Annotated in this window: 10 protein-coding genes; 6 read left to right on the top strand and 4 right to left on the bottom strand. The window is 70.3% G+C overall.

All coding sequences use genetic code 11. The features are described 5' to 3' along the window. Window positions 1-406: 406 nt before the first annotated feature. The 3 genes from A3M1_RS0114225 to A3M1_RS0114215 form a co-directional block, all read right to left on the bottom strand. Window positions 407-1,285: an NAD(P)/FAD-dependent oxidoreductase gene (locus A3M1_RS0114225; protein ID WP_018389652.1), complete on the bottom strand. Its 879-nt coding sequence runs from the start codon at window positions 1,283-1,285 to the stop codon at window positions 407-409. Window position 1,286: 1 nt separating this feature from the next. Further along, entirely contained in the window at window positions 1,287-1,730 is a 444-nt protein-coding gene (locus tag A3M1_RS0114220; RefSeq protein ID WP_018964084.1) for an Rrf2 family transcriptional regulator, read from the bottom strand. A 225-nt stretch (window positions 1,731-1,955) separates the two neighbouring features. After that, complete coding sequence (locus tag A3M1_RS0114215) at window positions 1,956-4,415, bottom strand: heavy metal translocating P-type ATPase (protein WP_018389650.1); 2,460 nt, start codon at window positions 4,413-4,415, stop codon at window positions 1,956-1,958. A gap of 71 nt (window positions 4,416-4,486) precedes the next feature. Here A3M1_RS0114215 and A3M1_RS0114210 point away from each other — a divergent pair, with 71 nt between their 5' ends. Next, entirely contained in the window at window positions 4,487-4,759 is a 273-nt protein-coding gene (locus tag A3M1_RS0114210; protein ID WP_018389649.1) for a metal-sensitive transcriptional regulator, read from the top strand. 259 nt (window positions 4,760-5,018) lie between these two features. Here the strand turns inward: A3M1_RS0114210 and A3M1_RS0114205 are convergent, their stop codons facing one another. Beyond that, complete coding sequence (locus A3M1_RS0114205) at window positions 5,019-6,410, bottom strand: glycoside hydrolase family 5 protein (RefSeq protein ID WP_018389648.1); 1,392 nt, start codon at window positions 6,408-6,410, stop codon at window positions 5,019-5,021. Between the two features lie 146 nt (window positions 6,411-6,556). Between A3M1_RS0114205 and A3M1_RS26720 the strand changes: the two genes are divergently transcribed. The 5 genes from A3M1_RS26720 to A3M1_RS0114175 all read left to right on the top strand — a co-directional run bounded on the left by A3M1_RS26720 (window position 6,557) and on the right by A3M1_RS0114175 (window position 11,920). Next, complete coding sequence (locus A3M1_RS26720; RefSeq protein WP_026221317.1) at window positions 6,557-7,045, top strand: hypothetical protein; 489 nt, start codon at window positions 6,557-6,559, stop codon at window positions 7,043-7,045. A 449-nt stretch (window positions 7,046-7,494) separates the two neighbouring features. Then, the gene (locus tag A3M1_RS0114190) at window positions 7,495-8,832 is read left to right on the top strand and encodes a GntP family permease (protein WP_018389647.1); all 1,338 of its coding nucleotides are present in this window, start codon (window positions 7,495-7,497) and stop codon (window positions 8,830-8,832) included. A gap of 29 nt (window positions 8,833-8,861) precedes the next feature. Beyond that, a complete protein-coding gene (locus tag A3M1_RS0114185; protein WP_018389646.1) occupies window positions 8,862-10,310 on the top strand; it encodes a GH1 family beta-glucosidase in 1,449 nt (482 codons plus the stop codon). A gap of 126 nt (window positions 10,311-10,436) precedes the next feature. Then, window positions 10,437-10,706, top strand: coding sequence for an acyl carrier protein (locus A3M1_RS0114180; protein ID WP_018389645.1), 270 nt, complete (start codon window positions 10,437-10,439; stop codon window positions 10,704-10,706). Then, window positions 10,706-11,920, top strand: a complete 1,215-nt coding sequence (locus A3M1_RS0114175; protein WP_018389644.1) for a beta-ketoacyl synthase — start codon at window positions 10,706-10,708, stop codon at window positions 11,918-11,920. Before A3M1_RS0114180 ends, A3M1_RS0114175 begins: the two co-directional genes overlap by 1 nt. Window positions 11,921-12,022: the final 102 nt, after the last annotated feature.

Here is a 12,022-nt window from a genome sequence, read left to right as displayed (position 1 = left end):
CCGCGCCCCGGCCGCTAACCTTGCGGCATCAAGGCGACCTCGATGAGCCTCCCATTTAAGCAAATGATGAGCCCGCGCACACATCGGGCCCGGCGCGAATGGGGAAAAGTCGGGCCGACGCGGCCGGCGAGGCCGGGCCGATGCTGGATTTTGCGCCAATCGAACCGCTCGATGCCGCCCCTCTGCCCGCCCGTGTCCCGGACGCCTGCAGCGTCAGCGGAAGGCGCACCGGGACCCCGCGCAAACCGCTTCGGCAACGCCTTGCGCGACGAGAGGGGCAAGGCGGCGCCGCCCGTCGCCCTGGGCCCCGGATCGGCGCGACGCTGGTCCGGGGAACGGAACGGGTGCGGCTTGTCCGGGAACGACAGGCGCGGCGCGCCGGGACCCAGGCAGGCGGGGCGGCGGCTCAGAACACCAGCGAGCGGTGCAGCTGCATGCCGGCCCAGGCGCCGTCGGCGATGGCGAGGGTGAGCGAGTGCGGCACGCGGGCGGCATCGCCGCAGGCGAAAGCGCCGGGGATGCTGGTTTCCTTCGCTTCATTGGTGCCGATCTGCGTGCCGAACGGCGTCTCTTCCAGCGCGCAGCCGAGGCTTTCGGCCACCGGGGAGGACGGCCGGTTGCGCGGGGCGGTGAACAGGCCGGCGAAAGCGAGCCGGCGGCCATCGGCCAGCACAACGTCCGCATGCCCCTCCAGCCGCGCCAGCGGCGTTTCCTCCAGCGCGATGCCCTCTTCGGCGAAGGTGGCGCGCGTCGCCGCGTCGGGGGTGAAGGCGCCGTTGGTGAACAGGGTGACGGCGCCCCATTCCTTCACCATAAGTGCCTGATGCACCGACATCGGCCCGGTGGCGATGACGCCGAGGCGACCGCGATCGAGCTCATAGCCGTCGCAATAGGGGCAGTGGAACACGCTGCGCCCCCAGCGCTCGGCGAGCCCCTCGATGGCGGGTAGCTCGTCGCTGACCCCGAGCGCGAACAGCAGGCGCCGGCCGCGATGGAGCGCACCGGACGCGGTGGTGACGGTGAAATCATCCTTCGCGCCGGCGGCGTCCTGCGCCGCGCCCTCGACCCAGTCCAGCGTCGGATAGGCCTCAAGCTGGCGGCGGGCGGTGCGGGCGATCTCGGCCGGGTCGACCCCGTCCTGGCCGAGCAGCCCGTGCGAGGCGTGGGAGAAGCGGTTGCGGCGCAAGCCGGCATCGATGACCAGCACGCTGCGCCGGGCGCGCAGCAGCTGGAGAGCGGCGGCCATGCCGGCATAGGCGCCGCCGACGACGATGACATCATGCATATCAACTGTTCCCTTCGCGCCGCGCGGCATAGCGGCGGCTGAAATCGGCGGCGAGATCCGCCAGGGTGATCTCGCCGAGACGGGTGAGCAGCAGCGCCTCGGCTTCCATGAAGGCCTCGTCCAGCGCGGCATTGACCGATTGTTCGACAAGGCAGCCCGGCATGTCCTGCCGGTTGCCGATGGCGAAGATGGTGGGCTCGCCCAGCGTTTCGTGCAGCTGGCGCAGCGTGACCGTGCCGAGATCGGCGCTGATCCGCCAGCCGCCCTGCGGCCCCCGCGCCGAGCGCACCAGCCCGGCTTCACGCAGCAGGCCCATGGTGCGGCGGACCACCACCGGATGGGTGTGCATGCAGGCGGCAAGCTCTTCGGAGGTGATCGGCCCGTCCCGCTCCGCCATATGCAGCAGGGCGTGCAGAACCGAGGAGAGGCGGCTATCCCTTTTCATGTAACTTCGTTTATTACGAATTGGGCGAAGCGGCAAGTGCGGACGCCGCGCGCCCGTGTCCCGGCCAAGCGCAGGCGCAGCCGGAGCGCCGCGCCGGGACCCAGCGCAAAACACTGCGGCGTAAATCTCTTCGGCGAACCTAACGACGCGCCCGGTCCCCCTGGGCCCCGGATCGGCGCCGCGCGGGCGCGGCTTGTCCGGGGAACGGGGCGGCGCGGCCCTACCCTACAGCTTCACCGCCCTGAGCCGCAGCGCGTTGCTGATGACGCTGACCGAGGACAGCGCCATGGCCAGCGCCGCCATCATCGGCGAGAGCAGCAGGCCGAAGATGGGATAGAGCACGCCCGCCGCGATGGGCACACCGGCGCCATTGTAGAGGAAGGCGAAGAACAGGTTCTGCCGGATGTTGCGCATGGTCGCCTGCGACAAATGCCGGGCGGTGACGATGCCGGCGAGATCGCCATGCAGCAGCGTCACCCCGGCGCTCTCGATGGCGACATCGGTGCCAGAGCCCATGGCGATGCCGACATCGGCCACCGCGAGCGCGGGCGCGTCGTTCACCCCGTCGCCGGCCATGGCGACGACGCGGCCCTGCGCCTTCAGCCTCGAAACCACCGCCGCCTTGTCCTCCGGCGCCACCTCGGCCTCGACCTCGGTGATGCCGAGCCGGCGGGCCACCGCCTGCGCCGTCACCCGATTGTCGCCGGTGAGCATGACGACGCGGATGCCCTCCTTGGCGAGCGCGGCGAGCGCGGCCGGCGTCGTCGCCTTCACCGGATCGGCTATCGCCAGCGCGGCGGCGAGCTTGCCATTGATGGCGAGCAGCACCACGCTGGCGCCCTCGCCGCGCAGCTCGTCCGCGCGCTCGTGCAGCGGCGCGGGGTCGATGCCGAGTTCGGAGAGGAACGCCGCGCTGCCGATGGCGACGCGCTTACCCTCGACAAGCCCATAAGCGCCCTTGCCCACGGGGCTGTCGAAGCCGCGCACCTTGGGGATGTCGAGCCCGCGCCCCTCTGCCGCCGTGACGATGGCGTGCGCCAGGGGGTGCTCGGAGGGGCGCTCGACGGCGGCGGCAAGGCGCAGCGCCTCATCCTGCGTGAAGCCTTCCAGGGTGACAATCGCGGTGACGCTGGGCCGGCCTTCGGTGAGCGTGCCTGTCTTGTCGACCACCAGCGTGTCGACCTTTTCCATCCGCTCCAGCACCTCGGCGTTCTTCACCAAGAGGCCCATCTGCGCCCCGCGCCCGACCCCGACCATGATCGACATCGGCGTCGCGAGGCCGAGCGCGCAGGGGCAGGCGATGATCAGCACCGCGACGGCGGCGATCAGCGCATGGGCGAGGCGCGGCTCCGGCCCCACCATCGCCCAGGCGGCGAAGGCCAACAGCGCGCTGGCGACCACCAGCGGCACGAACCAGCCGGCGATGCGGTCGGCAAGGCGCTGGATCGGGGCGCGCGAACGCTGCGCCTGCGCCACCATCTGCACGATGCGGGCGAGCAGCGTGTCGCGCCCCACCTTCTGCGCCGTGATGACCAGCCCGCCGGAACGGTTCAGCGTGCCGCCGATCACCCGATCGCCCTCCCCCTTGCTCACCGGCATAGATTCGCCCGTGACGAGGGATTCATCGAGCGCCGAGCGACCCTCAAGCACGGTACCGTCGACCGGCACCTTCTCGCCCGGGCGCACCCGCAGATGATCGCCCACGACGATGTCGGCGAGCGGCACCTCCGCCTCGCTGCCATCGGCGTTGAGGCGGCGGGCGGTCTTAGGCGCGAGGTCGAGCAGCGCGCGGATGGCGCCGGAGGTCTGTTCGCGGGCGCGCAGCTCCAGCACCTGGCCGAGCAGCACCAGCACGGTGATGACGGCGGCGGATTCAAAATAGACCGCCACCGCCCCGTCGGCGCCGCGGAAGGCCGGCGGGAACAGGCCGGGCGCCAGCACGGCGATGAGGCTGTAGAGATAGGCGACGCCGGTGCCGAGCGCGATCAGCGTGAACATGTTGAGGTTGCGCGTCACCAGCGACTGCCAGCCGCGCACGAAGAACGGCGCCCCCGCCCAGAGCACGACCGGCGTCGCCAGCGCGAGCTGGATCCAGGCCGAGGTGACGGGCGGCACCAGGTGATGCAGCGCCGGCACCAGATGCGCGCCCATCTCAAGCGCGAACACCGGCACGGTGAGCGCGAGGCCGATCCAGAACCGGCGCGTCATGTCGATGAGTTCGTGGTTCGGGCCGTCATCGAGGCTGACCAGCATCGGCTCCAGCGCCATGCCGCAGATCGGGCAGCTGCCGGGGCCGATTTGCACGATCTCCGGGTGCATCGGGCAGGTATATTCCGTGCCCTCCGGCACCGGCTCGGCCGGGGCCTTGTCGCCGAGGTATTTTTCCGGGTTGGCGATGAACTTGGTACGGCAGCCCGGCGCGCAGAAATAATAGGTGAGCCCGTTATGCTCCGCCTTCAGCGTCGCTGTGTGCGGGTCCACATCCATGCCGCAGACCGGGTCCTTCGCCATATGCGCGGCGGGCGCGGCGTGCCCATGCGCGTGCGGATGTCCGGGATCGTGCGGATGCGCGGGAGCGGACGCAGCGTCATGATGATGACCGCCGCAGCAGGAGGCACCCTTGCCGGGCGCTGGCGTGCCGTGCGTGTGCGCCCCGTGATCGTGGCCGTGATCCTGATCCGCCATGTCGCTTCTCCCATACCCCTACGAGGTATCTGACACTTGCGATATATACCCCATGTGGGTATATGACAAGGATGCAGAACGACACACGCCTTGCCTGTCTGAAACGCCTGAGCCGCATCGAGGGACAGGTGCGCGGCCTCTCACGCATGGTCGAGGAGGACCGCTACTGCATCGACATCGTCACCCAGGTGGCGGCGGTGCGAGCGGCGCTGAAGAAGGTGGAAGAGGAAGTGCTGCGCGACCATCTCGGCCATTGCGTCGCCCACGCCATGGCGTCCGGCGACGCCGACGACCAGCGCGCCAAGGTGTCGGAGCTGATCGAGGTGCTCGGCAAGTTGCGGTGAGGAGCGGCCGCGCCCGGCCACGCCGTTCCCCGGACAAGCCGCGTCAGCGGCGCCGATCCGGGGCCGGGGGACCGGGCGCGCCCCCTTCCCGCCGCGTCGAAGAGTTGCCGAAGCGCTTGCCGCTGGGTCCGGCTCGCCTTCCGCTCACGTTCCAGGCGTCCGGGACACGAGGGCTGCCCGCGCTCCCCGGACAAGCGCCGCGCGGCGGCGCGCTGATCCGGGGCCGGAGCCGGAGGAACCGGGCGCCGTCAGCAGCCCGTCACGGGCATGAAATTGTTGGCGCGGCCATCAATTCGGCGCCGGGCGTCGCTGCCGCGAGCGTGGCGGGCGCCGTGGCCGCCGGTGCCGCGCCCGCCCCGGCGAGGGCGCGCCCCGGGCAGGTCGCCGTCAGCCCGAGCGAGGCGACATAGGAGGCGCGGATGGTGGTGTTGGCGAAGCGCGCGTTTTCGATATAGGCCCGCAGCGTCGCCGCCACGGCCTCGCGCGAGGGCTTTTCCATGCTCTCCCACTGGCTCTTCGGCACGCTGCCGAACAGAGCGATGGCGTCCCAGCCCTCAGGCCGGTTGATCGAGGAGACGGTGGAGGGGGTGTCGAGGTTCTTGTAGGTCCAGAAGCTCCAGCCGAGGCCGAAGCGCTCATTGAGCGTGCGGAACTTCTGGTTCCAGTCGTCATTCAGCTCGCCGGTCTCGCCGATGAAGATCGGCACCTGCCAGCGATTGCCGAAATTGACATATTTCTGGATCGAGCTGCGCTGCGGGCCGGCCCAGAACATGTGGTAGGTGTAGCCGAGATTATCGGCGAAGGGCGGGCCGAACACGTCGAAATTCGTGCTCCACTGCGCCCCCGCCAGCATGATCGGGTGGTTGGGATCGACCGCGCGGATCGCCTCCACCAGCTCGCGATAGAACGGCTCCAGCCGCGAATTCAGGAAATCGGTGTCGTGATAGGGGGTGATCGGCTCGTTGAGCAGATCATAGCCCAGCACCGCCGTCTCGTCCTTGTAGCGTTCGGCGATGGCGCGCCACATGGTGAGCGTGCGGCGCCGGTATTCCGGCACGTAGAAGGTGAGCGGGTAGCCCACCCCGTCATCATGGTTCACGCCGGTCTGCCCGCCGGGCGCGGCGTGGATGTCGAGGATGAGCTTGATGTCGTGCGCCTTGGCCCAGCCGACCAGCCGGTCGATGCGGGCCCAGCCCTCGCCATCGGGGTCCACCTGGTCGGGATTGGCGCGGTCGAGGAAGAACTTCCAGTGCAGCGGCACCCGGATGGTGGTGAAGCCGGACGCGGCGAGGAAGGCGACATCGTCCTCCTGGATATAGGCGTCGCGAAACTCCTTCCAGAAGCGCGCCGCCTCCTCCGGGCCGGCGAGATGTTCGATCACGTCCTCGATATCCTGCGGCGAGCGCTGGACCGTGAACTTGAACATATAGCCTTCCGGCAGCAGCCAGTTGCCGAAGCTCATGCCCTTGATGTTGAACGTCGATCCGTCCGGATTGACGAAGCGCGTGCCCTCCGCCCGGACGAAGCCGGGCACTGGCGCGGCGGGCAAAACCACGGGCGGCGCCGGCGCGGCCGGGGGCTCGGTCAGCGCGAGCGCCGGCACGGCGGCGAGGATGAGGGCGGTGGCGAGGGGAAGGGCGCAGCGGATCATGGACGGCAACCTAGTAAAGCCCGCGCGCGGCGGCAATCGCTGGAACACGCGCGGCGGGCCGCCCCGGCCGATTTTCACGCGACGTTGCGCCCGATCAAGCGCCGCTCGTCCGCAGGGCCTAGGCTGCCGGCAGGGAGATCATTTTGATGAACAGGCGGCAGATGCTCATCGCCGGGGCCGGCGGCGCGGCGGCGGCCACCGGCGGGTGGCTGGGATGGCGCGGGGTGGCCGGCAGCGCCAGCGCCTATGAACGCTACAGCGCGGCGCTGCGGGCGCCGCTGCGCGACGACCCGCCGGTTCTTGACCTCATCCGCACCGCCACGCTCGCGAGCGGCAGCCCGACGCTGCCGGACTGGCTTGGGGCGCGCGCCTTCGACCTGTTCGTCACGCCGGCCGCCGAGAACGAGAAATATGCCCGGCAGATCGATTCCTCGCCCGGAATCGCCATCTTCTTCGCCGAACAGGCTGACCGCGCGCACTGGATCGAGGTTGGCCGCGCCTGCCAGCGCTTCGCCCTCGCCGCCACCGCGCAGGGGCGAAGCTCGCATGCATCAATCAGGCGGTGGAGGTGGCGCGGCTGCGCCCGGAACTCGCCGCGCTCGCCGGCGCGCCGGGGCTGCGGCCGGACATGGTGATGCGTTTCGGCTATGGGCCGGCCCTGCCCTTCTCGCCCCGCCGCCCGGTGGCTGATGTGCTGGCGTGAGGCGCGCGGGGATCGTGCCGCACGGGCGGCTGCACGACGTTGCGACAAGGTGATAAGGTGCGGAGGGAGGGCGTCACATCCTCCTCGCTAGGGCGCACCCGAGCCGGACGGCAATTTCCCCGCAAGATTCTGGTATCACTTTCCGGCACCCTGACCAAGCGGAACAGCCGCTTGAGGCAGCACCTTTTAACAAAATGAGGGCGTGTGCGAGCGGCTCCGGGCCGCGGCGTCTTCGACCAGCGTGACCGCACGCCCCGCCGGACCGAGGACCGGCTGCGAGGCGCGGCGCTCTCCTCCCGGCCATCCCCCTTTCCGCCACGGTGACAGCGCGCGCGCGGCAGGCTAAGCGTGGGCCCCCCGCCCCGGCAGATCCTTACCTCCATGTCCTATCTCATCTACGCCGCCATCCTTGTCGCCGTCGTCGCTCTGTTCGCGCTGATCACCGCGCGCGGGCGGGTGCATCCGTTCATCGCTCTGGTGCTGGCGGCGTTCGCCTTCAATTATGGCGTCGGCTGGTCGCTGAGCTTTGTCGTGAAGTCCTTCGGCACCGGCTTCGGGCAGACGCTGGCGGCGCTCGGCGTCGTGGTGGTGACGGGGGCGCTGCTGGCGGAAATCGCCGACAGCACAGGCGCCACGGCGCGGCTGCAGCAGATGGCACGCGGCTGGCGCACCCGCTCCGGCCCGCTCGCCGTGCTCGGGCTGATCGGCGGCATGGCCTCCACCCCGGCGGCGGCGTTCGCGCTGCTGAACCCGCTGCGGCGCGGCATTGGCGGCGACAGCCCGCGCTCGGCGCTGACGCTCGGCCTCGCGCTCTCGGCCGGCCATGGCCTGCTGATCCCCGCCCCCACCGTGCTGGCGAGCCTGACCATTCTGCGCGCCGACTGGGGGCTGGCGGTGGCGATCGGCCTGCCTTTGGCGCTGATCGCCGGTGCGTTCGGGGCGCTGTTCGCCCGGGGCTGCGCCAGCGGCGCGCCGAACCCGCTCGACCCCGCCGCCGGCATGGTCGGCACGTCCCTGCACGCCCCCCGGCGCGGGGCGTTGGCGCTGCTGGTCGTCAGCCTCGTGCTGGTGGCGCTGCTGATCGTGCAGGCGCTGGGCGACATCGCCTCCGAGCCGTTCGGCGGCGGCAATGACCGGCACTTCATTCTGGCGCTGGGCAATCCGGTGCTGCTGCTGGTGGCGGGCGTCGGCCTGCTGCTGCTGCTGAGCTGGAGCTGGGAGAAGGGCGGCCTCTCGGAAGCCGGCTGGGCCGGCCGGGCGCTGACCAAGGTGGCGCCACTGCTGCTGATCCTGGGCGCCGCCGGCGGCCTGTCGAAGGTGGCGCAGGATGTCGGCATGGCTGACATGACGGCGGAATATCTCATTCCCCTCGCCCCGGCCTCCGGCGCGCTGGTGCTGGTGCTGCCCTTCGCCCTCGCCGCCGTGATCAAGACGCTGCAAGGCTCCTCGCTGGTCGCCGCGATCACGGCCGCCGGCATGATGATGGAGCTCGCCGCCCCGCTCGGGCTGGGCGATCCCTCGGGGCGCGTTCTGGCCGCGCTGGCGGTGAGCGCCGGCGCCATGACCGTGCCGCAGATCAATGACGGACTGTTCTGGCTGGTGACGCGGGCCGGGCGCTTCACCCCACCCGCCGCACTGGCGCGGTTCTCGGGTGGCGTGCTGCTGCAAAGCGGGGTGATCCTCGCCGGCCTCATCGCCCTTCGCGCCGCCACCGCCTGAGGAACTGCCTGTTTCGAGGACCCGCACTGATGCTGCGACGCCGTGACCTGCTGCTCTCCGCCCTTGCCGCCGCCAGCCTGCCCGCTCTGCCCCTGATGGCCCGCGCGCAAACCGCCGCCGCGCCGCTGCTGCCTGCCGGCACGCCGCGCCTGCCGGCGGAATTCGTCTGGGGGGCTTCCACCTCGGCGTACCAGATCGAGGGCGCGGTCGCGGAAGGCGGGCGCAAGCCTTCGATCTGGGACGTGTTCTCGCACACGCCCGGTCGCATCGCCGACGGCACCACTGGCGACGTCGCCTGCGACCACTATCACCGCTACCCCGACGACGTGGCGCTGATGGGCGATCTCGGCCTCCAGGGCTACCGCTTCTCCCTTGCCTGGCCGCGGGTGATGCCCGACGGCACCGGCCCGGTAAACGCGGCCGGGCTCGATTTCTACGACCGGCTGGTGGATTCGCTGCTGGCGCGCGGCATCCAGCCCATGGCCTGCCTCTACCATTGGGACCTGCCGCAGGCGCTGCAGGAACGCGGCGGCTGGCACAATCGCGACATCGCCCTTTGGTTCGCCGACTATGCCCGCGCCGCCGTCCAGCGACTCGGCGACCGGGTGAAGCCCTGGGCGATGCTGAACGAGCCCTCGGTGCACGCCATTTTCGGCCACGGCTTCGGCAATCACGCGCCGGGGCTGACCGGCTGGGACAGCTATGTGAAGGCGCAGCACCATCTCAACCTCGCGCAAGGCACCGGCATCGCCGCCGTGACGGGGCTGCATCCGGGGCTGAAGCTCGGCACCGTGCTGTCGCTGCAGCCGATCTTCCCCGCCTCGCAAGACCCGGCCGACATCGCGGCGGCCGCGCGCTTCGATGCCTGCTGGAACACGATCAATCTCGACCCGCTGTTCCATGGCCGCTACCCCGAACTGTTCGCGGAGGCCTTCGCGCCCCTGGTGAAGCCGGGCGACCTGGAGACGATCCGCGCGCCGATCGACTTCCTCGGGGTGAACTATTACGGCCCGTCCTACATCAAGCACGAGCCCAACGCCTTTCTCGGCCAGGCGAGCTGGGGCGCGCTGCCCCCGGACACGCCGACGACGCTGCTCGGCTGGCCGATCAGCGCCCAGGGCATGGTCGACGTGCTCGCCCGCCTGCGTGACACCTATGGCAACCCGCCGGTCTTCATCACCGAGAACGGCGCCTGCTACGAGGACCCCGCCCCGGTGGACGGCGTGGTGGCGGACCCCGCGCGCACCGAATATCTGCGCGCCCATCTCGTCGCCGCCGGCGAGGCGATCGCGCAGGGCTGCGCGCTGAAGGGCTATTATGTCTGGTCGCTGCTCGACAATTTCGAATGGGCGGAAGGCGAGCGCCGGCGCTTCGGCGTGGTGCGGGTGGATTTCGCCAGCCAGCAGCGCACGCCGAAGCAATCGGCACTGTATCTTTCCAGCCTGATGAAGGCCCAGCGAGGGCGCGCCGCGCCCTGAGGTACCCTGTTAACAGGCCGACATCCGGCCGACACATATGTCGGTCATTTGACGGCAAGCGCCCCAGCGGCCCTTCTATGTGCTACCTAACGCCACCGGGCCGAGACACGAGACAGAGCAGCCAGCATGCAGACAGACGATCCCGCCGTCGCCGAAATCGTCGACTTCATCTCCGGCGAAGTCGGGGTCGACAAGAGCCTCCTGACCCCGGAGACGCCGGTGGCGGAGCTGGGCATCTCCTCGCTCGACCTGATCGAGACCATCTTCAAGCTGGAGAGCCGTTTCGGTATCGAAATTCCCAATGACGGCCCGCTTAACGGCAATGACGTGACCGTGGGCACGCTGGTCAACCATGTCGCCGAGCTGCTGGCGGCGCAGAAGGGCAAGACCGCCTGATGAAGTCTCGCGTCGCCATCACCGGGCTGGGCTCGCTCTCGGCACTGGGCAATGACGTGGCCGCCCATCTCGAAGGCCTGCGCGCCGGCACGGTGGGCATTGGCGAGACGCGCGGCGTCGACGTCTCCTCGATGAAGACCAAGATTTCCGCCGAGGTGCGCGGCTTCGTGCCGGAAGAGCATTTCGAGCCGCGGCAGCTCGGCCTCATCGACCGCACGTCGCAATTCGCCGTGGTCGCCGCACGGCAGGCGCTGGCCGATGCCGGCCCGGCCTTCGAGGGCGTGGCGCGCCATCGGGTGGGCGCCATCTTCGCCGCCTCGGTCGGCTCGCACGCGGTGGATGACAGCTACCGCAAGCTCTATGCCGAGGGCGCGGCACGCCCGCACCCCTTCACCGTGCCGCGCGCCATGCCGAGCGGGCAGGTGAGCCATGTGACGATGGACCTCGGCATTCACGGCCCCGCCTTCGCCATCGCCTCCGCCTGTTCCTCGGCGGCGCACGCCATCGGCACCGCCTTTCACATGGTGCGTTCCGGCATGCTGGATGTCGCCGTGTCCGGCGGGGCGGAATCGCAGCTCACCTATGGCATGCTGAAGAGCTGGGAGGCGCTGCGCGTGCTTTCCCCGGATGGCTGCCGCCCCTTCTCCAAGGACCGCGCCGGCCTCGTCATCGGCGAGGGCGCTGGCGCCGTGGTGCTGGAGAACATGGACCGGGCCATCGCCCGCGGCGCCACCATCCATGCCGAGCTGGTCGGTTTCGGCATGAGCGCCGACGGCATGGACATCACCGCCCCCGACATGGCGAGCGCGGCCGCCTCCATGCGCTTCGCGTTGGAGGATGCCGGGCTGGCGCCGGAACAGATCGACTTTGTCAGCGCCCATGGCACCGCCACGGTGCTGAACGACAAGACCGAGGCCGGCGCGCTGCGGCTGGTGTTCGGCGATCATCTGGCCCGGCTGCCGGTGTCGTCGTCGAAATCGCAGTACGGCCACACCATGAACGCCTCCGGCGCGCTGGACTTTGTCACCACCGTGCTCGCCTTGCGCGAAGGCTTCCTGCCGCCGACCATGGGATTTCGTGAGCCCGACCCGGACTGCGCCCTCGACTGCGTGCCGAACGCCTCGCGTCCGGCGGCGATCGAGGCCGCGATCTCGTCAAGCTTCGCCTTTGGCGGGCTGAACGCGGTGCTGGCGCTGAAGCGGTTCGGGGGGTAGGCCTGCGGCATCGCCCTCTCTTCCTCATCCCCGGGCTTGACCCGGGGACCCAGCCGCCCCGCTCGGACCCGGCCGAAGACTGGGTGGCCGGGTCACGCCCGG

The sequence above is a fragment of the Ancylobacter sp. FA202 genome (genome assembly GCF_000380205.1).
Lineage (GTDB): Bacteria > Pseudomonadota > Alphaproteobacteria > Rhizobiales > Xanthobacteraceae > Ancylobacter.
The sequence above is the reverse complement of the archived record's forward strand: the minus strand, read 5'-3'. Positions and strand labels throughout refer to the sequence as shown.

Excerpts from the sequence above, each read along its gene's own strand:
- A3M1_RS0114225 (WP_018389652.1), bottom strand. The coding sequence starts at position 1,285 with ATGCATGATGTCATCGTCGTCGGCGGCGCCTATGCCGGCATGGCCGCC.
- A3M1_RS0114220 (WP_018964084.1), bottom strand. The coding sequence starts at position 1,730 with ATGAAAAGGGATAGCCGCCTCTCCTCGGTTCTGCACGCCCTGCTGCAT.
- A3M1_RS0114215 (WP_018389650.1), bottom strand. The coding sequence starts at position 4,415 with ATGGCGGATCAGGATCACGGCCACGATCACGGGGCGCACACGCACGGC.
- A3M1_RS0114210 (WP_018389649.1), top strand. The coding sequence starts at position 4,487 with ATGCAGAACGACACACGCCTTGCCTGTCTGAAACGCCTGAGCCGCATC.
- A3M1_RS0114205 (WP_018389648.1), bottom strand. The coding sequence starts at position 6,410 with ATGATCCGCTGCGCCCTTCCCCTCGCCACCGCCCTCATCCTCGCCGCC.
- A3M1_RS26720 (WP_026221317.1), top strand. The coding sequence starts at position 6,557 with ATGAACAGGCGGCAGATGCTCATCGCCGGGGCCGGCGGCGCGGCGGCG.
- A3M1_RS0114190 (WP_018389647.1), top strand. The coding sequence starts at position 7,495 with ATGTCCTATCTCATCTACGCCGCCATCCTTGTCGCCGTCGTCGCTCTG.
- A3M1_RS0114185 (WP_018389646.1), top strand. The coding sequence starts at position 8,862 with ATGCTGCGACGCCGTGACCTGCTGCTCTCCGCCCTTGCCGCCGCCAGC.
- A3M1_RS0114180 (WP_018389645.1), top strand. The coding sequence starts at position 10,437 with ATGCAGACAGACGATCCCGCCGTCGCCGAAATCGTCGACTTCATCTCC.
- A3M1_RS0114175 (WP_018389644.1), top strand. The coding sequence starts at position 10,706 with ATGAAGTCTCGCGTCGCCATCACCGGGCTGGGCTCGCTCTCGGCACTG.